Origin of the sequence: [Phormidium] sp. LEGE 05292, assembly GCF_015207735.1 — a bacterium.
In the GTDB taxonomy this organism is placed as follows: domain Bacteria; phylum Cyanobacteriota; class Cyanobacteriia; order Cyanobacteriales; family Aerosakkonemataceae; genus Floridanema.
In genome coordinates this window covers 1-25,139 of record NZ_JADEWG010000096.1, presented here as the reverse complement: position 1 = coordinate 25,139, position 25,139 = coordinate 1, and the positions used below count along the sequence as shown (strand labels likewise).

At 39.6% G+C, this 25,139-nt stretch carries 23 protein-coding genes; 13 read left to right on the top strand and 10 right to left on the bottom strand.

The window, feature by feature from the left end; all coding sequences use genetic code 11:
- Positions 1 to 31: 31 nt before the first annotated feature.
- Positions 32 to 295, bottom strand: a complete 264-nt coding sequence (locus IQ264_RS22220) for a sulfiredoxin (RefSeq protein WP_193982989.1) — start codon at positions 293 to 295, stop codon at positions 32 to 34.
- 102 nt (positions 296 to 397) lie between these two features.
- Here IQ264_RS22220 and IQ264_RS22215 point away from each other — a divergent pair, with 102 nt between their 5' ends.
- Positions 398 to 2,083: a SpoIID/LytB domain-containing protein gene (locus IQ264_RS22215; RefSeq protein ID WP_322744787.1), complete on the top strand. Its 1,686-nt coding sequence runs from the start codon at positions 398 to 400 to the stop codon at positions 2,081 to 2,083.
- A 94-nt stretch (positions 2,084 to 2,177) separates the two neighbouring features.
- On the opposite strand, the gene IQ264_RS22210 is transcribed toward IQ264_RS22215, so the two are convergent.
- Together IQ264_RS22210 and IQ264_RS22205 are read right to left on the bottom strand one after the other, a co-directional pair.
- Positions 2,178 to 2,477: a ferredoxin gene (locus tag IQ264_RS22210; RefSeq protein ID WP_193982988.1), complete on the bottom strand. Its 300-nt coding sequence runs from the start codon at positions 2,475 to 2,477 to the stop codon at positions 2,178 to 2,180.
- Between the two features lie 345 nt (positions 2,478 to 2,822).
- Positions 2,823 to 3,122: a ferredoxin gene (locus IQ264_RS22205; protein WP_193982987.1), complete on the bottom strand. Its 300-nt coding sequence runs from the start codon at positions 3,120 to 3,122 to the stop codon at positions 2,823 to 2,825.
- A gap of 272 nt (positions 3,123 to 3,394) precedes the next feature.
- Between IQ264_RS22205 and IQ264_RS22200 the strand changes: the two genes are divergently transcribed.
- The 10 genes from IQ264_RS22200 (at position 3,395) to IQ264_RS22155 (ending at position 16,667) form a co-directional block, all read left to right on the top strand.
- Positions 3,395 to 4,393, top strand: coding sequence for a Gfo/Idh/MocA family protein (locus tag IQ264_RS22200; protein ID WP_193982986.1), 999 nt, complete (start codon positions 3,395 to 3,397; stop codon positions 4,391 to 4,393).
- Positions 4,390 to 5,895 carry a dolichyl-phosphate-mannose--protein mannosyltransferase gene (locus IQ264_RS22195; RefSeq protein ID WP_193982985.1) on the top strand — a complete coding sequence of 502 codons (1,506 nt, stop codon included), beginning with the start codon at positions 4,390 to 4,392 and terminating at the stop codon, positions 5,893 to 5,895. Before IQ264_RS22200 ends, IQ264_RS22195 begins: the two co-directional genes overlap by 4 nt.
- 41 nt (positions 5,896 to 5,936) lie before the next feature.
- Complete coding sequence (locus IQ264_RS22190) at positions 5,937 to 6,296, top strand: rhodanese-like domain-containing protein (protein ID WP_193982984.1); 360 nt, start codon at positions 5,937 to 5,939, stop codon at positions 6,294 to 6,296.
- 295 nt (positions 6,297 to 6,591) lie between these two features.
- Positions 6,592 to 7,662: a heat-inducible transcriptional repressor HrcA gene (gene hrcA / locus IQ264_RS22185; protein WP_193982983.1), complete on the top strand. Its 1,071-nt coding sequence runs from the start codon at positions 6,592 to 6,594 to the stop codon at positions 7,660 to 7,662.
- A gap of 56 nt (positions 7,663 to 7,718) precedes the next feature.
- Positions 7,719 to 8,399, top strand: a complete 681-nt coding sequence (locus IQ264_RS22180; RefSeq protein ID WP_193982982.1) for a DUF2834 domain-containing protein — start codon at positions 7,719 to 7,721, stop codon at positions 8,397 to 8,399.
- Between the two features lie 38 nt (positions 8,400 to 8,437).
- Complete coding sequence (locus tag IQ264_RS22175; protein WP_193982981.1) at positions 8,438 to 10,786, top strand: tetratricopeptide repeat protein; 2,349 nt, start codon at positions 8,438 to 8,440, stop codon at positions 10,784 to 10,786.
- Between the two features lie 201 nt (positions 10,787 to 10,987).
- Positions 10,988 to 11,683: a hypothetical protein gene (locus IQ264_RS22170; RefSeq protein WP_193982980.1), complete on the top strand. Its 696-nt coding sequence runs from the start codon at positions 10,988 to 10,990 to the stop codon at positions 11,681 to 11,683.
- Positions 11,684 to 11,994: 311 nt separating this feature from the next.
- The gene (locus tag IQ264_RS22165) at positions 11,995 to 13,494 is read left to right on the top strand and encodes a serine/threonine protein kinase (protein ID WP_193982979.1); all 1,500 of its coding nucleotides are present in this window, start codon (positions 11,995 to 11,997) and stop codon (positions 13,492 to 13,494) included.
- A 90-nt stretch (positions 13,495 to 13,584) separates the two neighbouring features.
- Complete coding sequence (locus tag IQ264_RS22160; RefSeq protein WP_193982978.1) at positions 13,585 to 14,955, top strand: protein kinase domain-containing protein; 1,371 nt, start codon at positions 13,585 to 13,587, stop codon at positions 14,953 to 14,955.
- A 104-nt stretch (positions 14,956 to 15,059) separates the two neighbouring features.
- Positions 15,060 to 16,667, top strand: coding sequence for an alpha/beta hydrolase (locus IQ264_RS22155; RefSeq protein WP_193982977.1), 1,608 nt, complete (start codon positions 15,060 to 15,062; stop codon positions 16,665 to 16,667).
- Positions 16,668 to 16,788: 121 nt separating this feature from the next.
- On the opposite strand, the gene IQ264_RS22150 is transcribed toward IQ264_RS22155, so the two are convergent.
- From IQ264_RS22150 to IQ264_RS22120, 7 genes are all read right to left on the bottom strand, one after another.
- A complete protein-coding gene (locus IQ264_RS22150) occupies positions 16,789 to 17,517 on the bottom strand; it encodes a hypothetical protein (RefSeq protein WP_193982976.1) in 729 nt (242 codons plus the stop codon).
- 399 nt (positions 17,518 to 17,916) lie between these two features.
- Positions 17,917 to 18,105, bottom strand: a complete 189-nt coding sequence (locus tag IQ264_RS22145; protein ID WP_193982975.1) for a CPXCG motif-containing cysteine-rich protein — start codon at positions 18,103 to 18,105, stop codon at positions 17,917 to 17,919.
- Between the two features lie 26 nt (positions 18,106 to 18,131).
- A complete protein-coding gene (locus IQ264_RS22140) occupies positions 18,132 to 18,578 on the bottom strand; it encodes an SRPBCC family protein (RefSeq protein WP_193982974.1) in 447 nt (148 codons plus the stop codon).
- A gap of 80 nt (positions 18,579 to 18,658) precedes the next feature.
- Positions 18,659 to 19,078, bottom strand: a complete 420-nt coding sequence (locus IQ264_RS22135; protein ID WP_193982973.1) for a hypothetical protein — start codon at positions 19,076 to 19,078, stop codon at positions 18,659 to 18,661.
- 124 nt (positions 19,079 to 19,202) lie between these two features.
- Positions 19,203 to 20,828 (bottom strand): B12-binding domain-containing radical SAM protein, encoded by a 1,626-nt coding sequence (locus IQ264_RS22130; protein WP_193982972.1) that lies wholly within the window; start codon positions 20,826 to 20,828, stop codon positions 19,203 to 19,205.
- 27 nt (positions 20,829 to 20,855) lie between these two features.
- Entirely contained in the window at positions 20,856 to 21,110 is a 255-nt protein-coding gene (locus IQ264_RS22125; protein WP_193982971.1) for a SemiSWEET transporter, read from the bottom strand.
- Positions 21,111 to 21,253: 143 nt separating this feature from the next.
- A complete protein-coding gene (locus IQ264_RS22120; protein WP_193982970.1) occupies positions 21,254 to 21,673 on the bottom strand; it encodes a hypothetical protein in 420 nt (139 codons plus the stop codon).
- A 201-nt stretch (positions 21,674 to 21,874) separates the two neighbouring features.
- Here IQ264_RS22120 and IQ264_RS22115 point away from each other — a divergent pair, with 201 nt between their 5' ends.
- Complete coding sequence (locus IQ264_RS22115; RefSeq protein ID WP_193982969.1) at positions 21,875 to 22,039, top strand: hypothetical protein; 165 nt, start codon at positions 21,875 to 21,877, stop codon at positions 22,037 to 22,039.
- Positions 22,040 to 22,209: 170 nt separating this feature from the next.
- The gene (locus IQ264_RS33730; RefSeq protein WP_322744786.1) at positions 22,210 to 25,113 is read left to right on the top strand and encodes a PBP1A family penicillin-binding protein; all 2,904 of its coding nucleotides are present in this window, start codon (positions 22,210 to 22,212) and stop codon (positions 25,111 to 25,113) included.
- The last annotated feature ends 26 nt before the right edge of the window (positions 25,114 to 25,139 follow it).

Sequence of the window (25,139 nt, the reverse complement as noted above, 5' to 3'; positions counted from 1 at the left end):
TCCCCCCATCCCCTCATCTCCGAGAGTTCCCCTAAGCTAAGTGCATTTTTAAGACTGAAGCTGGTGCTTTACGAATTCGGCATAGGACGGTTTCTTTACCTAGTTTTTGGCAGGCTTCGTAGCGGTGACAGCCGGAGAAGCCGTAGTATTTTCCTTCTACTTCTAAGATATCGATCGGCTCCTGTTGACCAATTTCTTGGATTGATTTCATTAAATTTTCTACTTTAACTGGGTCTGTTTGCCTAATTAAAGGACGACGAATGTCCGTTAGGGGGATTTCCTGTACTCTTACCATCGGATTGGTTGCTAGTTGTTTTCTCTCTTAAATAAATCATAGTCGTTATGAGTTTAAATTGCAAGTATTTTTCTAACCAAGTATCGGCTAATCTAATGTGAAGTGAGCGATCGCAAAACAGCCATGAAAACTCGCACCTGTAATGTCAAAGAGATGCAGACGCGCACTAAGCAAACGGCTTGGGCGTGGTTGATCGATAGTTGCCGTGTCGTAGTCACCGTAACTTGTGTAGTGGGGATGGCGGCACCTGGACTAACCCAACAAAGGGGAGTCAATGATGATGTGGAACTGCAAGTGGGGATTGTGCAGCGATTTGGGGAAGATCTCAAAGATCAGATGACCTTGGAGGCGACGGAGGGCGATCGCTTAACCCTGCGCTTCCTGGCGGGAAACATGAAACCCACCACCCTAGCGGTAGACAAAATTCAATTCCAAATTGCTATGCAGCCTTTACCTCAACCAATTTTGGCGGAACGGGTTGTCTTAAGCAATCACCCAAACTTTGAAACGGCGGAAGACGCAGCTAATACCTGGCGCAGTCGGGGAATTCAGGTGGAAATTGCCCAACCGACGAACCGTTGGCAAGTTTGGGCGAGGCGAGATGTTTACAGCACTCCTGTAGTGCGGCGTTTGTTGCTGCAAACAATTCAAGCTCAAGGTGTGCGAACGGCTTATATAGATACAAAAGTTGTCGATCGAGTTCCGAAAGTGTTTTGGGCAGTGAATGGGTTGGGTTACAATCGCCAAAATGTAGAAATTTCGACGGCAAGAAACTTAGTAAAAGTGAATACAGGTAAAACCGATCGTTCTGCCAGGTTATACTATGGTTCGCTCAAAATGCAGCCTAATTCCTACGGCAATTACACTTTAGTAAATCAGGTGCCGTTAGAAATCTATTTGCGGGGTGTTGTACCTTATGAAATTGGTGCAGGTGCTCCGAATGCAGCAGTGGAAGCGCAAGCGATTATTGCCAGAACTTATGCGCTACGGAATTTGCGACGGTTTGCGGTTGATGGTTATGAACTTTCTGCTGATGTTCATTGTCAAGTTTATTTCGGTTTGCAGGGTGCGACTGGGAATACCGATCGCGCGATCGCTGCTACTAGAAGTTTAGTACTTACTTACAATAATGAGTTAGTGGATGCGCTTTATTCTTCTACTACTGGCGGGATTACAGCGGGATTTAATGATGTTTGGAATGGGCCCGATCGACCTTATTTACAATCAGTACTTGATACCACACAAAATGTTTGGGATTTATCGCGCTACAGTTTAACTAAAGAACAAAATGTGCGCCGATTTCTGAGCCTGAAACAAGGTTTCAACGAAGAACAGGAACCGCTATTTCGCTGGCGCTACGAAAGTAAACTACCCGATATGACCGAGCAATTGCAAAAATACTTGGACTCGAAAAAACATCCCCTTGCCAACTTGCAAAGCATTCAAAAAATGGAGGTGACAGAAAGGGCTGAAAGTGGGCGAATTTTGAAAATGAATATCTACACTGATAAAGGTGTCGTCGAACTACATAAAGAAGAAGTTCGTAGTGCTTTTAAACCTCCTCGCAGCAGCTTTTTCTATTTAGAACCACTCAAAAATCAAAACCAAGAATTGATGGGTTATGCTTTTGTCGGTGCTGGTTTTGGTCACGGAGTTGGCTTAAGTCAAACCGGTGCTTCTCAGTTGGCTAGACTTGGTTGGTCAAGTCAACAGATTCTCAATTTTTATTATCCTGGTGCCCAACTGGAACGACTCAATCAGTCAATTATCTTTTGGCAGGAACCATGATGGTAATCGGTAATGGGTAGTGGGTAGTAGGAATCTGATTACCCACTACCCACTACCCACCACCAGTTTCAATCTTAATAACTAGCAACTTGCGTTAGTAGATATCTTCTTCTTTGTGGGTTTCGATTGTACAGTCAGATGTGGGTTTCGCTACACAGGTGAGAACATAGCCTGCTTCAATCTGATCGTCATCTAAGAAAGATTGGTCGGATTGGTCAACTTTACCACTGGTGATTTTTCCAGCACAAGTTGAGCAAGCGCCTGCGCGACAAGAGTAGGGTAGGTCAAGTCCTGCTTCTTCGGCTATGTCAAGGATATATTCATCGTCGGGTACGTCAATGGTTTGATTTATACCTTCGGCTTCGTTAATTAACGTAACCTTGTAAGTTGCCATGTATCAATCCTCTCAAGTATTCTAAACGGCAGTATACGTTTTCCTTAAGCAGCCCTAACTTGGTGAATTTGCTAGGTTATGCGATCGGATTTCTTTCACCTTAAAGTCACTACTTCGGTCTTATATCTTTTCTCTTTAAGTTTGCTACAGATGACTGATGCTCTTGATGCTCTAGTGCAGCAAGGCAGAAGGCTTAAGGCAGAATGGTTTGATGAGCTTTTCTGTTAAGCCTTTTACCTTTTATTCAACTAATTGGTTTTTTCTGCCGCGCTGCACTCCAGACACGGGGATGAATCTGTAGCAAAACATTTAGAGAATCGATCTAGCTACTAGAATGGACCGAATTTAGTAGAGATCTTCTTCTTTGTGGGTTTCAATAGTAACGTCAGATGTGGGATAAGCCACACAGGTGAGAACATAGCCTCCTTCAATCTGATCGTCATCTAAGAAAGACTGGTCGGATTGGTCAATTGTGCCTGAGATGAGTTTGCCAGCACAAGTTGAGCAAGCGCCTGCGCGACAAGAGTAAGGCAGGTCAAGTCCAGCTTCTTCCGCTGCGTCAAGGATATAGACATCATCGGCTACGTCAATCGTTGTATTTATACCTTCGGTTTCGTTAATTAACGTGACCTTGTAAGTGGCCATGATCGATCCTCTCAAGTATTCTAAACGGCGGTATAAGTTTTCCTTAAGCAGTCCTAGCGATGTAAATTTGCTAGGTTATGCGATCGGATTTCTTTCACCTTCTAGATACTACGTGAAAAGTCAAGAATTTTGATAGCGAATTAGCACTTTGAGTGAATGGGATTCGTAATTAAATCTGCTAATCTTATCCTGATTGCTTATACTTATTGCAGAAAGTGGCAACTTCGGTTTCTAAGAATCGTATTTCTGCTGTTAAGTCCCAAATTTTAAAGATGAGTGCTTCTGCCCGTTTTTCTCTTTCAATACCTCTGAAGGTAGGTTTGGTCGGTACAGGTTATGCTGCTAAACTGAGAGCCGAAACTTTGCAATCCGATCCTCGCACCCAGTTGGTGGCGGTGGCTGGTAATACACCCGAAAGAACTGAGTCGTTTGCACAAACTTACCAAGCGGCGGCAGTGTTAGGCTGGCAACAGCTGGTGCAGCGCCCGGATTTGGATTTGGTGATTATTTGTACTATTAATAGTGAGCATGGTGCGATCGCTCATGCTGCCCTTTCCTCTGGTAAGCACGTAGTTGTAGAATATCCCCTCTCGCTCCATCCTTGGCAAGCCGAAGAACTAATCTCGTTAGCCGCCAATGTCAACAAACTTTTGCACGTTGAACATATTGAACTACTCGGCGGATTGCACCAAGCATTACGCCGAAATCTAGCCGCAATAGGTGCCCCATTCTACGCCCGTTATAGCACCATTAATCCACAAAAACCCGCACCACATAAGTGGACTTACCATCCTACCCAGTTTGGTTTTCCTTTCGTTGGCGCATTGTCACGACTGCACAGATTAATCGATTTATTCGGTAAAGTAGCAACTGTCAGTTGTGAAAGTCGCTTTTGGGAAAGTGAATCAGAATATTATACCGCCTGTCTTTGCACAGCTAAATTACGCTTTACCAGTGGGTTAATTGCAGAAGTAACTTATGGTAAAGGCGAAGTTTTTTCCCAAGCTGCTCGTCCCTTTGAAGTTTACGGCGAAAATGGTTGTTTAATGTTTAATGGCGATGAAGGTTATCTAGTTCAAGGAGAAGAAAAAACTCCTATTGATGTAGGTAGTCGTCGGGGCTTATTTGCCAAAGAAACCAAAATGGTTTTAGATCACTTAATTGAAGGTACAGCTTTATATGTGACACCGGATGTTAGTTTGTACGCTTTAAAAGTAGCTGATGGGGTGCGTCGAGCATCAGAAACTGGAAAAATAATCGAAATTTTATGAAATTGGACAAACACAATTCTCAGTTATCTCTGCCTTGGTTTAGTTTCGGAATGTTAGCAATAATGGCTTTGTCTTTTGCCTTACATTTTTGGGGACTTGGCAGATTTAATATGCTAGTATTTGATGAAATTTATTATGTTAAATATGCTAATAATTATTTAAACAATCAGCCACTTTTTGATGCTCATCCTCCTCTGGGCAAATATATGATTGCTGTGGGGATGTGGTTAGGAAGTCATATTTTAGGCAAAGATATAAATAATTTATCAGGTACAGCAATTTATCCGTTGGTTTATCGCTGGATGAATGCTTTTACAGGGTCTTTCTTTCCCTTGGTTGTGGGGGGAATCGCTTATTTATTAAGTAAACGACGTAGCTATACTTTAATTGCTAGTTTGTTTATGGCTGTGGATGGCTTATTTTTAGTGGAATCTCGCTATGCGCTGATTAATATTTATTTGGTAATGTTTGGTCTTTTAGGTCAGCTATTTTTGCTGATAGCTTTAGCAAATCAAGGAAAAAATCGGCAATTTTGGTTATTTTTTAGCGGTATTTCTCTAGGCGCATCGGTGGCGGTTAAGTGGAATGGATTAGGGTTTTTGTTAGGAATTTATATTTTATGGGTTTTGGCTGGTTTTTTGCAAGTTTTTAGGAGAAATCGCTCAGGAAATTTGCCGGAAATCCCAAGTCGGCAATTCAAAGGAAAGCCTGTTAAAGAAAGTATTTTACACAATCTAACTGAGATTAATTTTTCACAAATTGTAATTTTTTTTGCTGTCGTTCCAGCGATAATTTACGGTTTGATATGGATTCCTCATTTAGAGATTAATAAAGATACTAATTTTGTGAAAGTTCATCAACAGATGATGGGGTTTCACCAAAGTATGAAAAGTGGGCCAAAGGTGCATCCTTATTGCTCTAGTTGGTATACTTGGCCTTTGGTAATTCGTCCGGTAGTTTATCTGTTTGAAAAGTCAGCAACTAGTTCTAAAGCAGCGGCTTTACCGCCTTTACCTCCGGGAATTAAAGATGTGTCTTACGCTGTTTATGGGATGGGAAATCCGGTTTTATGGTGGTTGTCAAGTTTGGCAATTTTGTTGTTAATTGCTTTGTTGTTAAAACGAGTTTGGCTTTGGTTAAAAACGGTTTTTAATCAAGGTAATTACCCAATTAATTATTATGATTACTTCCCTCAAAGTAAGGAATTGTGGTTGGTTGCTTACGTGGTAATTAATTGGTCAGCGCATTTTTTACCTTGGATAAAGGTGACGCGCTGTACTTTTATTTATCTTTATATGAGTGCGGCGGTGTTTGCTTTTTTGGGTTTGGCGTGGTTGGTCGATCGCTGGTTGCAAAGTTACCAGCCTCGATTAAGAATTATGGGTGTGACGGTAATTTTTCTAGTTGTGGCAGGTTTTGTATTTTGCTTACCTATATTTTTAGGATTACCTTTGACTTTACCGCAATATCAATTGCGAATTTGGTTAAATAGTTGGATATGATTTAAAGTAGAATTTGTGTTAACTGAATTGGAGCTTTCAGAATGTCAGAACAATTTCCTAATCAACCTATTGGACAAATTAGTGTAGAACAATTAGCTAATTATTTGGCAGATCCTCCTGAAGGATTGCAACTGGTGGATGTGCGAGAACCGCAGGAAATAGCGATCGCTAATTTAGCAGGGTTTCAAAACTTACCTTTAAGTGAATTTAATACATGGTCGGAAGATATTCAAAACCGTCTTAATCCTGATGCAGAAACTCTGGTTCTTTGTCATCATGGAGTGCGATCGGCCCAAATGTGCCAATGGTTAATTAGTCAAGGTTTTACTAATGTGAAAAATATTGTGGGTGGGATTGATGCTTATTCTATAGTAGTCGATCGCAGCGTACCTCAATATTAAAAACTACAAGCAGGCAGAGGGCAGAAGGAAAGAAGGTTTGGACAAAGCTTTTTCACTTATTTTTAACTGTATAGTTATTTCTGCCACGCTGCACTACTTGAGAAATATCAGCAACTAAAAAAAACTACATTTAAGCTAAATCCGAGTTATATTAACTACAATTACCTTTATGGGCATCTGCCAAAATAAAAAACTACTATTACAGTCTGACCAAACCTCAAGACTGAATCAATGTGGTTTAAATCACGTCTGTTTTTGTAATTCAATTTAAATTGCTATTTTGCTCAAATAATCTATGCCAATCCATTTAACTAACCGACAACAGCATATCCTTTGGGCAACAGTTCGTCATTATATCGCAACGGCGGAGCCAGTAGGATCAAAAGCTTTAGTAGAAGAGTATAATCTCAGCGTTAGCCCAGCGACAATTCGTAATGCGATGGGTGTTTTAGAAAAAGTGGGATTACTTTATCAACCTCATACTTCGGCGGGGAGAATTCCTTCTGATTCTGGATATCGAATTTATGTGGATCAATTGATTACGCCTGATGAAACTGTGGCGCGTCAAGTCGAACAAGTACTCCTAGATAAATTGAATCGGGATGATTGGAGTTTTGAGGCGTTGTTACAGGGTGCAGCGCAAATTTTGGCGACTCTCAGTGGTTATATTACTCTGATTACATTACCCCAATCGCGCACGAATCAAGTGAGACATTTGCAATTAGTGCAGGTAGAACCGGGAAAAGTAATGTTAATTGTGGTGATGGATAGTTATGAAACTCAATCAGTGTTAATGGAGTTGCCACAAAGGGAAAATTCTCAACCAGATGCAGAAGCGATCGATCGCGAATTGCAGATTCTTTCTAACTTTTTGAATTCGCAAATTCGGGGCCGATCGCTTGCGGAATTAGCTACATTAGATTGGATGCAATTAGATCGGCAATTTCAACAATATGCTGATTTTTTGCGTGATTTATTCATTGAAGTAAAGCGACGCACTAAACCACCAGCGATTACCCAAATTTTAATTCGTGGCGTATCCGAAGTGTTGCGTCAACCAGAATTTTCGGAATTGCAGCAAGTAAAAATGTTACTGCATTTGTTGGAAGCGGAACAAGACCAACTTTGGCCGTTAATTTTTGAAACAAATGAATCGGAAAATTCAGGAAAGCGGGTAACTGTGAGAATTGGTTCGGAAAATCCTTTAGAACCAATTCGTACTTGTACGCTGATTTCTGCTAATTATTGTCATGGTACGGTTCCGGTGGGAAGTGTGGGTGTTTTAGGGCCAACGAGAATGCTTTATGAAAATGCGATCGCAGTTGTTGAAGCAGCAGCAGATTATTTATCGGAGGCGTTGAGTTAGTATTTTTTTGAACAGCAGAGGACGCAGAGAACGCAGAGAAAGAAAGAAGAGGGATTGTGATTAGGAAAATTAGTTTTTGGTTACTTTGGTTAGGGGTTGTTGGTTATGCTTTTCTGTTAGCACCACCGCAGCAACCAGGCACTTTTGAGTTAATTAAAAATCTTTCCACTGGTCAAATTGCCGGAATTAATCCTTTGATTGTCGCACTGTTTAATATTATGGGCGTTTGGCCTATTATTTACAGTTGTTTACTCTTTTTTGATGGCAGAGGACAAAAGGTAAAAGCTTGGCCTTTTGCCGCTGCTTCTTTTGGAGTTGGTGCTTTTTCTCTGTTGCCTTATTTAGCTTTACGAGAACCAAACCCCGAATTTATTGGCAGCAAAAATAAATTTTTGAAAGTATTAGATTCTCGGTGGACAGCTATTTTACTTACTTTGACTAGTCTAGGTTTGGTTGCTTTTGGTTTAATCGCTGGAGATTGGCAAGATTTTATTCAACAGTGGCAAACTAGCCGTTTTATTCATGTCATGAGTTTAGATTTTTGTCTGCTTTGTTTGTTATTTCCCGCACTTTTGGGAGATGATATGGCGAGGCGAGGAATGAAAAACTCCACCGTTTTTTGGGCGGTTTCTCTCCTGCCTTTATTTGGCCCCCTTGCCTATCTTTGCTTGCGTCCTCCCTTAGTAGAAAATAAAGAAAAGGCTGCGGAAAAAGTTCTTTCTAATACTAAAATTTAAAATCTAATCTTTCCTGGCTATTGCCCTCATAATCCGAAATGTCTAATTCTATTTCTTTACATGAAGAAGCGATCGCTTGGCATAAACAAAACTGCTTTGCTCAAGCAGAAGCAAAATATAAAGCTGCTTTGGAATGTGAACCAAATAATGCAGAAATTTTCAGCAATTTGGGGATTTTATATTACCAATCAGGGAAATATCAGGAAGCTTTAGAGTTAATCGATCGAGCAATAAAAATTGGTTCACCAAAAGCAATTTATTATTATCGCTTGGGTTTAGTTTTAGCAAAAAAGGGTGAGATTACCAATTCTATTCGTGCTTATCAACAGTCTATAGCGATCGATCCTAAATGGATTAGTAGTTATATAAATTTAGGAATTATTCTATTTGAGCAAGGAAACCTGACGAGAGCAGAACAAATTTTTGAACAGGCGATCGCGACCGCTCCTCAACGTAGTGAAGCATACCATTATTTAGGTAAAATATTAACCCAACGCCGCCGAAATGATGAAGCAATTCTCGCTTACAAAAAAGCCCTGCAAATAGAACAAACAAATTCCGAAATACTTCACGATTTAGCTAAGTTATTTAAAGCGAAAAATGGCTCGGATCAAAATAAAGCTAATCTTTATTTTGGCGATGCCTATTTTTATGAAAATAACTACGAAACGGCAATTAACTATTATCAATCTTTTCTAGAATCACAAACCAAAGACCAAGAAAAGATTACCGAAGATGTCGATCGTGCTTATTTAAACTTAATTACCAGTCTCTACAACTTAGAACAAGAGAAAACAGCAATTAATTTGCTCAAACAAGCAAAAGAAATTTATGGTAATATCGATGATATAATAGTTAAATTATTAGAATTTTTGAACTTTTCTGGACGAGTAAACGAAGGCATCAAAGTTGCTGAAGAAGCATCGGAAGCATTGCTAAATAATTTGTATTTCAATAAACTAAATTTATTAAAATTGCCAATATTATATGAAAATGAAGAGGAAATAGATTTTTATCGGCAACGCTTCCGCAAAGGTTTAGATATTCTGAAGAAGCAAACTAATTTAGAAACATCTGAGGATAAACAAAAAGCCTTATTAGCTTGTGGGTTGCATACAAATTTTTATTTAGCTTATCAAGCAAAAGACGACAAAGATTTACAAATTCAATATGGAGAATTTTTTCAGCAAATAATGGCGGCAAATTTCCCGGAATTCGTAATTCCTAGAAGGATGCCAAAGAGCGAAGATAATAGCAAAATTAGAGTAGGTTATATTTCCAATTATTTTCTCAGCTATCATACAGTGACGCATTTGTTTTCTGGTTGGTTGCGTCATAGCGATCGCGAAAAATTTACCATACTATGTTATCAACTAGGAACTCCTTCCGATATTGCAACAGTCAAGTTGATTCAAGAACATAGCGATGCGTTTTATCAACTTCCACACCAACAAACATTAGATAGTAATTACATTAAAAATGTAGCTCAAAAAATCATTGCCGATCGCTTGCATATCCTCGTATTTCTAGATATTGGAATGCACCCATATATGACTATTTTTGCTAGTTTAAGACTTGCACCAATTCAATGTACTACGTGGGCACATCCAGTTACCTCTGGTTTACCAACAATCGATTACTTTTTATCTAGCGATTTAATGGAACCACCAGAAGCAGAAAAATATTATTCAGAAAAGTTAGTCCGGTTGCCCGGTATTGGCATTGCTTATGCTAAACCCGATATTCCCGAACCAGTAAAAAATCGTGGAAATTTTCAACTGCGAGAAGATGCGATCGTTTATTTATGTTGTCAATCTTTATATAAATATCTGCCACAATACGATTATGTTTTTGCAGAAATAGCCAAGCAAGTTCCCCAAAGTCAATTTGCTTTTATCTCTAACAAAAACCCTCATGTTACCAAACAACTTCGGCAACGCTTACAAGGTGCTTTTGAAAAATTAGGGTTAAATAGTGAAGAATATTGTGTTATTTTACCCCAGCAATATCAAGATGATTATTGGAATTTGCATTTAATTGCTGATGTATTTTTAGACCCTTTTCAATGGTCAGGAGGCAGATCTACACTAGAAGCTGTAGCTTGTAAATTACCGATCGTCACCTGTCCAGGTCAATTTATGCGCGGTCGTCATTCATCTGCCATTTTACAACAACTGCAAGTAACAGAAACCATTGCCAAAAATGAAGCTGAATACATTGAAATTGCCGTGAAATTGGGGTTGGATAAAGAATGGAGAAACCAGATCGTTGCACAAATAATTCAAAACTATCCTTATCTGTATTGCGATCGAACCTGTGTAACCGCCTTAGAACAATTTTACCAGCAAGTAGTTCAAGAAAAGACAGAAAATTCCCAGCATCTTTGAATCCAATTTCTAGCAAAACTTGACCAAAGATAGACGTAATCTACCCAATTTCTCACTTTACTTGAAAGCAAGTTCCTGTAATACACCTCTTTTAGGGGCGGGTTTAGCCATGATCTCTGTCTTCTCACAAAAAATTATTGACAAAACCCGCCCTAACTAAGCCCATTCCTCACCTTAATTCTAGAGTTTGTAGCCATGATTATGAAGAGAAAAATTGCATTATGGTCTTTGTGGGCAGGATTTATATTGTACATCCTTTTATTTGCGCCTCCTGTACAATCAAGCACACTTACACTACTACAAAATCTATTCACTGGACATTGGTTAGAAATTAACCCAATAATCTTTTCATTATTTTCTTTAGTTGGGATTTGGTTACTAATTTACACTTGTTTAATGCTGTTTGATGGCAGAATGCAAAAAATAGCCGCATGGCCTTTTCTTCTAGCATCAATAGCTACAGGAGTAATTGGGTTAATACCCTATTTAGCCTTGCGAGAAGCTAATCAAGAATTTTCCGGGAAAAAAGACATTATCCTAAAACTTTTTGACTCCCGTTGGACAGGTTTTATTTTAACTATTAGCACCATTATTTTGCTGATTTACGGTTTAAGCATGGGAGATTGGCAAGACTTTATAATTCAGTTTCAAACCAGTCGCTTTGTTAACGGCATGAGTTTAGCATTTTGTTTGTTTTGCCTCTTATTTCCTACACTTTTGGGAGATGACATAGCCAGACGAGGTGTAGAAAATAAACCGATTTTGCAGTTAGTTTCTCTCACTCCTTTGTTAGGCGCACTTTTCTATTTATGCTGGCGACCTCCACTTTGGGAAAGTATTCCGCAAATCTCCTCAACTGCTATTGATAAAACCTCAGTCACTATTAGCAAAACTTGACCAAAGATAGACGTAACCTGCCCATTGCGACTTTGAATGGCATTTCTGCTAATTTGATTACTCAACAAGATTTTGTGCTTCTAGCTTGAGTTGAAATCTTTTTCTAGAAAAACCCGGTTTCTCAGAAGAAACCGGGTTTTTAAATTATTAGTAACTTACTAAAAGTAAAAATATCTAATTAAAATTGATCTTCTCTCCAAGAAACCAAATTTGTGATGAAAAGTCGATGAGTACTCAAAGAAGTCAGTCACGAACTCAAATAGTTACTTGACATAATAGAAATATCAACTCCGATCGAGGCAATAGATATTATGTTACAAACTAAACAAATTTTAAACGACCTTTATCAATTAGAAAAAAACTTAGCACAAAATCCAGGTCATCAAACTTGGATCGCCAGAGATTTGTCAACAAATCCACCAATACCAGTAATAGTAAAGTTACTCGCCTTTAGTCCCCAAATGCAGTGGGAAGAGTTCAAACTATTTGAACGAGAAGCGGAAATTTTAAAGCAACTTAACCATCCCCATATTCCTCGCTATCGGAATTATTTTGCGATCGATAAAGAAGCAGGAGAAGGTTTATACTGGTTTGGCTTAGTACAAGATTATATTCCGGGAGCATCTTTACAAAATTTATTAGATCGGAGTTATCATTTCAGCCAATCACAGGTGAAAAAAATTGCCATTCAAATCTTAAATATTTTGATTTATCTGCATGGATTAAATCCTCCGATTTTGCACCGAGATATCAAACCCAGCAATGTGATTGTGGGAAAAGATAAACAGATCTACTTGGTAGATTTTGGCTCAGTTGCTAATCCAAATATTGTGGAAGGAGCCACTTTTACAGTTGTGGGAACGGCTGGTTATGCACCCCTAGAACAGTTTTGGGGAAAAGCATTTCCCGCTTCAGATTTATATGCTTTGGGAGCGACATTAGTTCATTTATTGACTGGGATAACACCAGCGAATTTGCCTCAATGTAATTTACGGATTCAATTTCGAGATAAAGTGAGTATCGATCGGCAATTTCTCGACTGGATTGAAATGCTAATTGAACCAGATTTAGACCGCCGATTTAGTTCGGCAGTCCAAGCATTAAAAGCCTTCAATAGGAGTGATTCTTTACCAAAATTTACTCGCCCCGATCGCAGCAACATTAAGATGAAAAAGACAGCGGACAAGTTAGTATTCCAAGTTCCCAGATGCCGCCAATCGTTGCTAAATATCCTTACCGCTACAACCGCCTTTATATTGGCAGAATCAAGCAGAATTATATTATTTATATTAACACCTCTGGTTATATTATTTGTCATTTGTATTCATGGGCTTCTAGCTTTTTTCTTACCACTTATTGTATGTGTGTTTTTAGCAATATTTTTGAGTTTTTTGTTACATTCTCTATTTTATCTTATTCCTTTTATATTTTTAATGACAGTCATTATATACATTCGCTTAATACTATTAAGTTATAAATCTTGTCTGTCAAACATATCAGATTTCGTTAATACATTCGTTAATGAAATTCACTCAATTATCTCTGAAATAAAATTTAATTTACTGAATAGTTTCGGAATAGATAAATTTTCTTTTGACCAGAACAAATTCCTGTTTAAAAAGAGTTTTTTGACCTTTGTCTCTAAGTGGGGTTCAGGTAAAACATCACAAATTAAAAATCTAGAAGTCATCCCTTTTGAGGGAATCATTATCGAAACCGGAAAAGAGGTATATAGGTTTGGTAAAAAATTAACCGAATCAGAGCGTGAGTGGTTAGTTCAAGAAATCAAAGATTGGTTGCGCGATCGGTAAGAAAACGAACTTTTTGTCCAATTCTAAAATATCAATCTCACAACCAGAGAAACCCGTTTTATCAAACTAAAAATCAAAAGGAAATTGACTATGCTGTGCCAAGAACAAATCTTACAAAACCGTTATCAACTCCAAGAACTGTTAGGAAATCATGCTAATCGTCAAACTTGGTTAGGGGTTGATTTATCCACCGAACCTCACCAACAAGTAATTATCAAACTACTGTCATTTAGCCCGCAAATGCAGTGGGAAGAATTAAAGTTATTTGAACGGGAAGCGTCAGTTCTCAAACAACTCAACCATCCCAAAATTCCCAAGTATCTCAATTATTTTTCCTTAGACAAACAAGCAGGTGATGGTTTACCTTGGTTTGGGTTAGTACAAGAATATATTCCCGGTTCATCTTTACAGCAGCTATTAAACAAGGGAAAACTCTGCACAGAAATCGAAGCCAAAGATATAGCCAATCAACTTTTGGATATTCTAATTTATCTCCATGAATTGAGTCCGCCAGTCTTGCATCGAGACCTTAAACCCAGTAACATTATTTATAACCAAAATAAGCAAATATATCTGGTAGATTTTGGCGCAGTGCAAGAGAAAGCCAAAGCAGAGGGAGTTACCTTTACTGTGGTAGGAACGGCGGGGTATGCAGCACCAGAACAACTGTGGGGAGGCGCTATACCTGCTTCTGATTTATTCTCATTGGGAGCGACTTTGATTCATTTATTAACGGGTATTTCTCCGGCTGATTTACCGCAGCGAAAAATGCGGTGGCAAATACCAGATAAACTAAGTCTCAGTCCGAGTTTTTCCCAGTGGTTATCAATATTAACCGATCCTGCTATTGAACGACGATTTAATACGGCAAGTCAAGCAAAGACTGCATTAAATAACGGTATTTCTTCCGAAAAAATAGCCGATTCAGATCAGCAAAAAAACACTGAAAAACTAACCACTCCGTTTGGATTTTTGGTTTTCCTGCAACTTGTAGCTATCCTAGCATCAATTGGTAGTATGTATTATAGCTTTACTTATAGCTTTACTGTTTTTACTTCGTGTTTGAGCCAATGTGGTAAAGGCAAACAAGCAGAAGGTAAACAATATGTTAGCTCAATCAATAAAGCTCAACAAGATTACTACACAGAAAATGGTACATTTGTCACAGAAAGTACGCCCGAAGCATGGGCAAGTTTGGGAGTTGGTATTAAGACTCAAACCACTAATTATAAATATTCAATTTCACCAATTGGTAAAAATGGAGTTAATGCCTTTGCCATTCCATTAAATGAAAATGTTAAAGGCTACCTGGGAGTTGTTGGTTTGTTCGGCACAAATCCTCGTGATAAAACTTCGCACTCAATAGTATGTGAAACTAAAAAGGCGGGAGATCCACCCATGCCTGGTATAGTAACTGCAACGGAAGTAAAATGCCCCAGCAGTATGGAAGCACTCAAATAACATAGAGGCTGTAGGGTGCGTCAGATAGCAGAATTTTGGGTAAAATAGCTAACTTTATCGGTCTGACGCACCCTACTTTATATAAATTTTCTCAGCCCAAAATTATGAAATATAAATTGTTCCCCAAACGTTACACGGGATTAATCTTAAGCCTACTCCTATTGGCTGTCGGAATTCTAATTTGTTTCCTCTCTTACCCATCGGAAATTCAAACCCGATCGATCAAAATTGATGTAGCGCCAAACCGACATTTAATAGGAACATTATACACTCCCAAAACTGCTAAACCACCTTATCCAGTAATGGTGCTAACTCATGGGATTAATTCAACTAAGGAAATCATGTCTCCGTTAGCCATTGAATTAGCGAGGGAAGGAATAGCGGCTTTAACTTTTGATTTTGGTGGTTTTGGAGAATCTTATTTTCGACCTTATTCAGAGGGAGGAAATGATACAGATGGGAAAGCAGTAATGGCTTTTATTCAAGCTAATCCAAAACTGTTTGATATTACAAGAATCGGTATTGGAGGGCATTCAATGGGTGGCGCTACTGCTTTAGGTTTAGCTAACGATGATAACCGTTATAAAACTACAGTTGTTTTGGGAATGAGTGGGTTAGCTACTCCAATTTATCCCGCAAATTTGTTGATGGGAATTGGTCTTTATGAACAGTTACATCCGCCATCACTAATGCGAGAAATGTTGCAATCTGCGACTGGTAAAAATATTTCCGAATTTCAACAAAGTGGCGATTTTCAGTCAGGAAAAGCTAGATTATTGGTGATTTCTCCGACAGCAGATCATTTGATTGAACCTTACGATTCTTCTTTAATTAAGCAGTCTGTTAGCTGGGTAAAACAAGCTTTTGGCATACCGGGAAAGACAAAACCATTAATTGCAACTTGGTATATGTTGGGTATGTTTGTTACTTGTTTTAGTGGTTTGGGAACGGGTGGTTATTTAGTGCGCTTTGTTGCTTACCAAAAGAAATTAAAACGTTGGATACCGGGATTTATTATCGCGATCGCACTCACATTCCTAGCTTTAGGAAACACTGGCATAATTGATAGTTTGTGGGCGAGTAATTTGATTTTATTCTCCCTTGGTTTATTGCTTGTTTGCAATTACGTTTTGCGCTTTCCTCAAAAGTGGACAACTACGCTACGAGTTACCGGACTTTACATTGCTTTATTTCTGGGAACTTATGGTGCGATCGCCCTAATTTCCACCGTACCAGAACTATTATCCCATCCTCAATATATAACTAGCATTCCCCAATTCTTATTGCAATGGCCGATCGCACTATTTTACAGTCGTTATCGTGAATTAAGAGCAGTTACCTTTCCCATTTACAGCTACGGTTTACAACCCAGTTATCTGTTACTAATTCCTCTAATCCCAGAATTAATTATACCAGGAATTATCTTAACCGGAGCCGAGAAAACTATCAGTTGGATTGTCTGTTGGGTGCGTCAACCTTTGCATTTTCACAAGTTTTTTTTAGTTAATACTCGTTCCCTGATTATCTTACTTGGATTACTGCCAGTTTTAACAGCGGTTATCTATCACCAAATTCACTCAAAAATTCTATCTTCAGATACAGCGATAGTCGCCATTCAAACAGTTGGACAAGGGGCAATATTACCAGGTTGTATCATTATTTTATTATTGCGGCAAAAGTGGTTTCAAAATTTAGAAAGTCGCTATCAGTAGTTGTATTTTAGCAAGAAAGCGCAACTACTTGCAGCAAGTTGCAGTTGCAAAAAGTACACAAAAACACCCGGTTTCTTCAAGAAACCGGGTGTTTAGTTTCGGAGAGTTGTTAGATAAAAAATTAATTCCAGTTACGAACGGTTTCTCTGAGGATAGTTTGACCGTTTTGGGTAACTCTTAATTCGTTGCGAGTCAGAACATAGCGGGTAGTGCCGTTAACAGCGATATAGCGATCGCCTTCATATCTTTGCAAAGCTAATCTGATTCTTCCATTACCATTTTTGGACTCACCAACATAACTACCGGGAAAATCACCACCGCAAATTGATACTACATAACTTGCTGTTTCCGCTGTCACGAAAGTACTTTCTCTGTTGCGACAACCTCTGGCTGAAAATGTGTCATCGCTGCTAGCAGCTAGAATTCTTTCATTGAGAATTGTTCTGCCATTTCGACTTACTCTTAATTCATAAGGAGTGACGGCATAAATTGTATCTCCGTTAGCCGCAATGTATCGATCGCCACTTCTGCGTGTTAAAGGAACAGTAATGCCACCGCTACCATCTTTCGCCGCACCAATATAATAACCTAAAGAATTCCGCGAGTCTCCAGAACAAATCGTTACGTAATAATTGGGAGTTTCAAAAGTGCGATCGATCGTGGAACGGCGAGTAGGACAATTTGCTTGTGCAACTAAGAAAGAATTTCTACTTTGTGATACTTGTTTTTCAGAATTGTTGAGGTTTTTTGTTAGTGCATTTGCTCCTAAAGAAGGAACTAAAAACAACAATGCGCCTGCACTCGCTAAGGCTAATTTTAATACTTTGGAGTTGGTAATTTTAGTTTCCATAATGTCACATTTACCTTTATTTAAGGATGAGTTTGGGATTATTTTCAGAGAGTGATTGATGAGCGTTTAATTACTTGATTGCTCACTAATCTATTCTTCAAATTCCCCAAAAGCCTTTCCGCAAATTTCTCGAAAATTTACTTAAGTATTACCTAGAAACCCAGAAACCTGGTTTCTCTAAGAAACCAGGTTTCTGTATACTTGTATGTATCAATCATTTGGATAAACGATCTAACAGCTACTTAGGAAAAGGGAAAATGGCATCCTGATTGAGGATGCCTCTCCAGATTGGGTAATATTCCCTTTCCCGTTTCTCTCTCCTAAATTTTCCCCAATCCTTTATTTCTTAGTGAATACACTTTGGCATCATCTAATTCCTAAAAACAAGGTAATAAATTTTTAGCCTTCATATTCCGTATCAATTTCGACATCTAAAGTTTCTTCGTCTACTCGCACATATAAAACATTTGGGTGACAACAAACTTGGCAATCTTCAGTATAAGTCTGTTGTCCACCAGCACTCAAATCAACAAATGTTAAGTTCGGTTCGCCACAGTAAGCACAGAAATATTCTGCTGTTGTTTGCATTTTCGGGTAATTTTTGCTCCAATAACTTACTTTTCACATTCCCGTTTTGTTACTTCATGGCGATAGCGAAACATATCAGTTAGTCGCGCTTTTACCCACCATTCTAAAAGTAGTTCAGCGATTAACCCACCAGGCAATTCGTAATCAATTCGATCGGTTAGTCTGGTTTTTCCATTCTCTTCTGTAAATAAATGCCGATGTACCCAACTTTCCATTGGCCCACTAATTTGGCGATCGGTAAATGCGCGATTTTTTTCACACTCAATATGTCTTGCTACCCATCTTACAGGAAACGATCCTAATAAAATGCGAAATTCGGTAATTGCACCCACATCTAAACCCCCCTCTCGACGGACTATTTCTACAGGTTGCCAAGGGGGAGTCAGAATTTGCAAAATGTCCGGTCTTTCGTGAAAGTTCCAGACAACTTCTACGGGTGCATCAATTAGTGAGGAGTACTGAAAATGCAGCATGAGAGTATTTGATCAATTAAGTTGCTCATTAATCTCATACTGTACTATTTTTGGGTAAAATCTGATTAATAATTAGTCAATTATCGTTTCCATTGAGCCCTTTCTCTGGCAATAACTCGGCCATTCTTGGTAACAATTAACTCAGCCCGAGTCAGAGTGTAACGGGTATCACCATTAACCGCTACAAATCTGTCTCTACTATAAGTTTGCAACGGTAAGGAAATACTATTTCCTCCATTTTTAGCCATGCCAACATAAGTATTCGGATTATCACCACCACAAATATACACTAAATAGTTTTTGGTTTCTGCACTCACAAACTGACTACCACCGCTACTTTCGCAAACTGAAGCTGCTTGGGCAATTTCTATGCTGTTAGCTTTAACTGGATTAATATTAGTGTTTTGTGCGATCGCTAATAAGCATAAAGATGCACCAAACCCTATAGAAATTTGCCGAAATACCCTTTGGTAATTATACTGATGTTTTCTTGATTGCATAGATTATTTTTTCCTTTTCAATAAAGAGTAAAAGTCAACAATTTTCGGTGATTACTAGCCTAATCCTCCAATTCTGCTGTTGCCTATTATTCTTAATATTTCTTTGAAAAGTTAGGGATTAAGATTAACCTTGTGTTTCGGGAAAATTGGCGATCGCCATGCTACGATGTTTTTGCAATGTTGCTACTGGCAATGGCCCTTGTAAGTGACTCCAAGGTAAAACTTGTTCTAAATCCCAGTTAGCATGAACATAGTAATCTAACTCTGGCAATTTTCCCCGCAATTCTTTAAAAGCGCGACGATAACTACCCAAAGAATCGCCATAATCACGAGTTAACTCTAACAAATGGGAAAGTCTGCGATCGCCCCTCGATATCAAAGCCTGAATTACCGACCAATTATAACTTTCTGGACGAAATTCTATCCCCTGCGATTTTAAATTTTTTTCCAAATACTTCAATCGTTTTTCTGCTTGGTTATTCACTCCAAACCATTGAAAAGGTGTATGCGCTTTCGGAACAAAAGTGCTACATCCTAAACTTAATCTTAAACCTGGGGCAGCTTTTTTTATTGACCGCATCATCGAAATAGTTGCATCTAAATCAGCGGGTTCTTCTCCTGGAACACCCACCATACTATAAAGTTTTATCCCCTTTAAACCACCTGCTTTAGCATTAACAGCAGCTTGAATAATCTCTTCATTTTTCAGTTTTTTATTAATAATTTCTCGCAACCTTTCCGAACCGCTTTCAACCGCAATGGTGATCGATCGAGTATCACGTTTTGCTAAAATTTCTGCTAGCTTCTGCGTCACCGTATTTGTTCGCACCGAAGCAATACTTAACCGCACATTATCATACTTTGGTTGCGCTAAATAATCTAACAAATTTTCAAACTCAGGATGCTGAGTTACCGACGCACCAAGTAATCCCAATCTATCAGTTACTTCTAAACCTTTTTCGATCGCTGGAATTAATGAACCCTCTAAACTGGCAGTGCGAAAAGGCAAAGTTAAATAACTCGCTAAACAAAAGCGGCACATTTCAGGACAACTGCGTACCACTTCCACCATATAAATATTTTCCCAAGCAGCCTTTTCTGTCACCACAGTGGAAGCAGATAAAGTATTTCCTCGATAAGTTTGCTTTTCAACTTGTGCAGGAATTTGGTTATTAATTGGTTGGATTGATTTAATTACACCTGTAGCTTCTTGATAGCTAACTTCATATAAACTAGGAACATAAACCCCTGGAACTTGGGCTAATCTTTGGAGTTTAGTCTGCCTATCAGCGTCACGAACTTCTTTGTAAGCATCAATAAAAACATCTAAGAGATTTTCGCCATCTCCTAACAGAATAATATCGAAAAAATCAGCGAAAGGTTCGGGATTAGCAGTTAAAACAGGGCCACCACCAAATATTAGCGGATCTGCATCAGTACGTCTAGATGAACGCAAGGGAATTTCTAAAAATTCCAGTAAATTTAGGATATTTATATAATCAAGTTCCCAAGACACAGAAAATCCAACTAATTCAGGATTTTTCGGTAATTGTTCGTGAATATCAGTAAATAATCGTTTGACTTCTAAATCAGAACGCATTGCCAAAGTTGCCCAGACAATTTGATAGCCAAGGCTAGTTATTCCCACAGTATACTCATTGGGAAAAGCAAAGATAGTAGGAATTGAATCATTGTTTGGCGTTGCCGGGGTAAATAGCAAACGTTCAGCAGCAAATATAGCAGAGTTCACAATCAATCAATTTCAGTAGAATTATACTTAGTCATATCTGATCTTAAGCGATAAAATTAGCAAGTTAAAAATTAAAGTCAGGAAATTAGCCGCAATTACAGGCCAAGATTGGATGAAAATACCGTACAATAACCATAAAAATACTCCTGAACAAAAGGTAAATAACATTCCGAAAGAAACATCTCCGGCAGACTTTGTTTGCCAAGTCTTTACCAATTGCGGTATAAAAGCAATTGTAGTTAAAGCGGCGGCAATAAATCCCAAAAGGTCAATATTTTTCATGAATTAAGCTTATTTTAGGCAAAAGGAAGAATCTAAGCTTCTGTTTAAATATAACAATATCCCACAATCTAAGCAGAGTTTTTGCTTGAGAGAGTTGGGATACTATAAGGATTTATTTAATTGTCCTAGTGAAAAACTTTTACTTATTTAATTTGAAACTTTTCACTCTCCCGCTTAGATTCATCTCCTACTATTACAAAGGATACTTCGTATGTTCCTGGTAGCCAAACCTTTGCCGGAGCTAAAGCACTAGTGATTTGTTTTTGATCTAATTTGGTGGTAAACTCTTTTTCATAGATCCGAACATTTTTGACTTTTTGGCCTTGATTTAAGCGCCAAAGGACTTTTACCTTTGTTCCTTCCACAGCATTATCTAATTTAGCTGTAGCGAATATCTTGGGAGTGGTTGTTTTAAAAGTATTTTGATTTTTTTCACACCCTTCTAAAGGATTGGCTTTTTCGCAGACTGAGACATCGCTAACACCTGGCCCCCACAAATTAAATTCACAACCAACTAGCACGGAAGCAACACCGATAATAGCAGCGAATGTTTTAGCGTTCATCCTCACAGTACTCCTTAATATGAGTATTTCTTCACCTACCAAGTTTTGATTTTAAATATGGTAAAGGGGAATTGACAAGACAAAGTGTTCATTGATTGTCTTGACATAAGCAACAATTTATTAGCTGGTTGCAATTTATCTCCCTCTACAATGAAGTTGGATGGGAGTCAAGAGAGAACCATCTAAGATAGAATATTCGGCTTGACTGATTTCTGTCAATGCGATCGCCAAGCGTTTGCCTTAGCACCTATCGCCAAGCCTGTGCTGATGGAACATATCGCCAAGCTTGTGCGTCAGCACCTATCGCACGCCCGAAACTCAGCTGATTATTCCCTTGCAGGCTCATTGACCAGAATCGAAGACTGAATTAACCTAAAGAGTGTTGAAAGTGAAGAGATGAGTTAAAATTCTAACTCATAGTGACTCGCTCTGATCCCGATGGTCTATTAGGGAGAGGTATAGGGGCGCAAATTCGATAAATAAACTGAAAATAAAACGAGTTTAAACTTGGCCTGTGTCCTGTGTGAGGCAGTATCGTGACAAAATTTATTCCCAAACTGCAAGAAATTTCGACCAAGTTCAGTGGCTCTGAATCAAAACCCGAACAGACCTCTGGCAGAGAAACAGAAATTCAGCAAACTACCGCCCCCCAAGAGGTGACAAAGGAAGCTTCTCCAATTACTCCAGAAACTCCCCAAGAACCGCTTGAACCAAATCAATTAAATAGTTTAGAAGAACTGGGGAGTTTTTCTGCTGCCGCTGAAGCAGAAATAGCTGCGGCCCAAGAAATTGCGGCACAAAATCAGGAAACAGCTAGCACCAACTTCCTAAGTACTGTCAAGCAGACTACTAGAGAAATTGCGACTAAACTACATATTCCCCAATCTGTCCTAGATTCACCTTGGTTAGACCCTCATAATCCGCTATATCGGACAAAAAAATTCTGGATTACTACAGGTGCAGCTGTCACATTAGGTGGTGGAGCGCTGGCTACAGGGATTACCTGGTGGACATTGGAGCGCAACTTACCTTCACCTAATGATGTTGTTACCTTTGTCCGAGATGGAACTCTGACGATCAAAGCAGAAGACGGCACAATTCTGCAACAGATTGGCCCAGCCACTAGAGAAAAGCTGCCATTAGAGCAAATGCCACCGCAACTGGTGCAAGCCTTTATTGCTTCAGAAGACCGTCGCTTTTACCAGCATCACGGAGTAGACTGGCAAGGTGTGGGACGGGCGTTTGTCTCCAATATCGGTGCTGGAAATGTGGTGGAAGGTGGTAGTACCATTACTCAACAGCTAGCCAGAATTGTTTTTCTCAATCAAGAACGCAGCATTTCTCGGAAGGTTCAGGAAGTAATGCTGGCGCAGAAAATTGAGAAAGAGATGAAGAAAGACAAGATTCTGGAACGCTATCTGAACTTAGTGTATTTGGGTGAAGGTGCTTATGGGGTTGCTGATGCGGCTTGGGTTTATTTCAGCAAACCAACCAGTGATTTGAGTTTGCCAGAAATAGCGACGATTGTGGGAGTGACACCTGCGCCTTCAACTTTTTCTCCGATCGCAAATCCTAAACTAGCTTTAGAAAGACGCAATATAGTATTAAACCGCATGGTAGATGCAGGTTTTATCACCAAAGACCAAGCACAAGCGGCTTCTGCGGAACCTTTAGCACTCCAGCCAGCTGCACCGAAACGACTGTCTACAGAAGCGGCTTACTTTACTTCCTATATTCAACAGGAATTACCGAAATATGTGCCGCAAGATGCGATCGAAGCAGGTGGTTTAACTGTAGAAACTAGCCTCAATCCTAAGTGGCAAAAAATTGCTGAAGAAGTTGTTGATGAAGTAGTCAGCGAAAACGGAAAACAACAAGGATTTCAACAAGCAGCCTTAGTTTCCATCGATCCTCGCAATGGTGAAGTGAAAGCAATGGTAGGGGGGACAGATTTTGACAATACTCAATTTAATCGTGTCACCCAAGCCCAACGTCAACCAGGTTCCACATTTAAAGGATTTTTGTACACCACTGCTATTGCTGGTGGAATCTCTCCCTATCGCGGTTACTTGGACGCACCATTCCAGGTAGATGACTACACGCCAAAAAACTACAACGATGACTATAGAGGCTGGATCTCGATGCGAGATGCCTTGACTTCATCGATTAACACAATTGCCGTAAAAGTGTTACTCAATACGGGATTCCAACCTGTAATTGATACCGCTCACAAAATGGGCATCAAGTCAGAGCTTAAGCCTACCTATTCCCTGGCTTTGGGTGCTTCGGAAGTCAATCTTTTAGAATTGACTAACGCTTATGGCACTTTTGCTGCTAAAGGTATGCAAGCTCCAGTTTACGGAATTCGTCGTGTCATTGACCAACAGGGGAAAGTAATTTTTGAAGCCAAGCCACAGCCGCAACAAGCTTTGGATGCAGAAACATCGGCAATTATGACTTGGATGCTAGAAGATGTGGTCAATGATGGTACAGGTCGTCCGGCACAATTATTCGATCGCCAAGTTGCAGGCAAAACAGGAACTTCCGATCAAGCCCGCGATCTTTGGTTTGTCGGCTATATTCCCCAACTAGTCACAGGTGTTTGGTTAGGAAACGATGATAACTCCCCGACTTGGGGAACTAGTGCTACCGCAGCCCGCACTTGGAATAAGTTTATGGTGAAAGCGGTGGAAGATATCTCGATCGAGAAATTCCCCGAACGTCCTAAACTGGAAGGTCGCAAAGGTATACTGGCTCTCCAACCAATCAAACCGAACAAAATGTCTAATATTCGGGATACAGCTGCCAAAACAGAGGATAGCGACACAGAACGTCCCCGTTCATCCCGAAGACAAGTTAGCGTCAGCTCTACCAGCAACACACCTACAGTCTCCAGTCCCCGCCGTCGCTATTCTCAAAACACCGCCGTTACTTCTGATTCAAGTAACACGCAAGCCGCATACCGTCCCCGTCGTCGCCGCATTTCGCAAAGCAATGACGACACTTCTAACACTACTAATACCCAAACTACATCCCGTTCCCGTCGCCGTTACTATCGCAGTAACTCTGACACTTCTAGTTCTACTGATACCCAAACTACATCCCGTCCCCGTCGTCGGTATTCTCAAAACACCGCTGTTACTTCTAATTCGAGTAGCACCCAAACTAACTATCGTTCCCGCCGTCGCTCTTACCAATCCAACACTAGCAGTTCTGAAACACAGCAACCTGTAGTACGTTCCAGACGCAGTAACGTTCAGCAGAACAGCAGTTCTCAAACCTCCCAACCCCGACGTTCTCGCAGAATCTACAACAGTTCTAGCAACTCCAGTTCCTCCAGAACTCGCTCTCGCGCCCAAAGTCAAACTACTCGGCAGGCTGCACCCGCACCTGCGCCAGCAGCACCCTCTCCTAGCTTTGAACTCAATAGTCACAATTAAATAGGCGACTAAGGGAGCAGGGGAGC

Excerpts from the sequence above, each read along its gene's own strand:
- IQ264_RS22155 (WP_193982977.1), top strand. The coding sequence starts at position 15,060 with ATGAAATATAAATTGTTCCCCAAACGTTACACGGGATTAATCTTAAGC.
- IQ264_RS22190 (WP_193982984.1), top strand. The coding sequence starts at position 5,937 with ATGTCAGAACAATTTCCTAATCAACCTATTGGACAAATTAGTGTAGAA.
- IQ264_RS22205 (WP_193982987.1), bottom strand. The coding sequence starts at position 3,122 with ATGGCCACTTACAAGGTCACGTTAATTAACGAAACCGAAGGTATAAAT.
- IQ264_RS22135 (WP_193982973.1), bottom strand. The coding sequence starts at position 19,078 with ATGCAATCAAGAAAACATCAGTATAATTACCAAAGGGTATTTCGGCAA.
- IQ264_RS22220 (WP_193982989.1), bottom strand. The coding sequence starts at position 295 with ATGGTAAGAGTACAGGAAATCCCCCTAACGGACATTCGTCGTCCTTTA.
- IQ264_RS22145 (WP_193982975.1), bottom strand. The coding sequence starts at position 18,105 with ATGCAAACAACAGCAGAATATTTCTGTGCTTACTGTGGCGAACCGAAC.
- IQ264_RS22125 (WP_193982971.1), bottom strand. The coding sequence starts at position 21,110 with ATGAAAAATATTGACCTTTTGGGATTTATTGCCGCCGCTTTAACTACA.
- IQ264_RS22200 (WP_193982986.1), top strand. The coding sequence starts at position 3,395 with ATGAGTGCTTCTGCCCGTTTTTCTCTTTCAATACCTCTGAAGGTAGGT.
- IQ264_RS22140 (WP_193982974.1), bottom strand. The coding sequence starts at position 18,578 with ATGCTGCATTTTCAGTACTCCTCACTAATTGATGCACCCGTAGAAGTT.
- IQ264_RS22120 (WP_193982970.1), bottom strand. The coding sequence starts at position 21,673 with ATGAACGCTAAAACATTCGCTGCTATTATCGGTGTTGCTTCCGTGCTA.
- IQ264_RS22210 (WP_193982988.1), bottom strand. The coding sequence starts at position 2,477 with ATGGCAACTTACAAGGTTACGTTAATTAACGAAGCCGAAGGTATAAAT.
- IQ264_RS22160 (WP_193982978.1), top strand. The coding sequence starts at position 13,585 with ATGCTGTGCCAAGAACAAATCTTACAAAACCGTTATCAACTCCAAGAA.
- hrcA (WP_193982983.1), top strand. The coding sequence starts at position 6,592 with ATGCCAATCCATTTAACTAACCGACAACAGCATATCCTTTGGGCAACA.
- IQ264_RS22165 (WP_193982979.1), top strand. The coding sequence starts at position 11,995 with ATGTTACAAACTAAACAAATTTTAAACGACCTTTATCAATTAGAAAAA.
- IQ264_RS22195 (WP_193982985.1), top strand. The coding sequence starts at position 4,390 with ATGAAATTGGACAAACACAATTCTCAGTTATCTCTGCCTTGGTTTAGT.
- IQ264_RS22170 (WP_193982980.1), top strand. The coding sequence starts at position 10,988 with ATGAAGAGAAAAATTGCATTATGGTCTTTGTGGGCAGGATTTATATTG.
- IQ264_RS22150 (WP_193982976.1), bottom strand. The coding sequence starts at position 17,517 with ATGGAAACTAAAATTACCAACTCCAAAGTATTAAAATTAGCCTTAGCG.
- IQ264_RS22175 (WP_193982981.1), top strand. The coding sequence starts at position 8,438 with ATGTCTAATTCTATTTCTTTACATGAAGAAGCGATCGCTTGGCATAAA.